The sequence below is a fragment of the Agromyces sp. P1_H4 genome (genome assembly GCF_056405255.1).
This window is the reverse complement of record NZ_JBFUCL010000600.1, coordinates 1-790: the sequence shown is the minus strand read 5'-3', so window position 1 is coordinate 790 and position 790 is coordinate 1. Positions and strand designations below refer to the sequence as shown.

Annotated in this window: 2 protein-coding genes; one reads left to right on the top strand and one right to left on the bottom strand. The window is 76.3% G+C overall.

Going from position 1 to position 790, the window contains the following annotated elements:
• Positions 1-472, bottom strand: a 472-nt coding sequence (locus tag AC1DY2_RS20275; protein WP_476764052.1) for a thiamine-phosphate kinase, incomplete at its 3' end; no start/stop codon positions are given.
• 24 nt (positions 473-496) lie between these two features.
• On the opposite strand from AC1DY2_RS20275, the gene AC1DY2_RS20270 reads away from it, so the two are divergent.
• Positions 497-790 (top strand): DUF3515 family protein (locus AC1DY2_RS20270; RefSeq protein ID WP_476764051.1); only part of this gene is annotated, 294 nt, incomplete at its 3' end.

Sequence of the window (790 nt, the reverse complement as noted above, 5' to 3'; positions counted from 1 at the left end):
GCGCGCGTCCTTCGAGGTCGCCGAAGGCGGTCACGGCGATCGTGAGCACCGTCGACGCGGACAGGTCGCCGCCCACCACGCCGGCGCCCGGCGCGAGCGCGGCGAGTCCCTCGCGCATGCCTGCGGCGATGCCCTCGAGCACCGACACGGGCGTCGTCGGCGGTGCCGCGATCGCGACGACCAGGGCGGTGGGCCGAGCGCCCATCGCGGCGACATCGGTCAGGTTGGTCGCTGCAGCCTTCCAGCCCAGCTCGAACGGGCTCGACCACGCGAGGCGGAAGTCGGGTCCGTGCACGAGCAGGTCGGTCGTGACCACGAAGCGCCCGTCGGCCGCCGCCACGACGGCCGCATCGTCGCCCGCGCCGAGGAGCGCCGCATCGCCGGGCGAGAGCCGCGGCAGGATCCGCGCCAGCACGGCCGATTCGCCCAGTTCGCCGACGGTGGCCTCAGCCGGGCGCGCAGCTCGTTCCATGCCACTCACGGTAGCCTGATCCGGATGCCCCACCCAGACGCCTCCCCCTCGCGCCGCGGGCTGCGGCGCGTCGCCCTCGCCGGCGGTCTCGCCCTCGCCGCGACCGTCGCGTTCGCCGGATGCAGCCAGACCGTCGCGTTCGACGCAGCCCCGTCGGCGAGCGACCCCGACTGCGCCGCCGTGGTCGTCCGCCTGCCCGACACCGTCGCCGGGCTCGAGAAGCGCGACACCGACGCACAGGGCACCGGCGCGTGGGGCCAGCCCGCGTCCGTGCTGCTGCGATGCGGCGACGAGCCGCTCGGCCCGACCACCGACCGC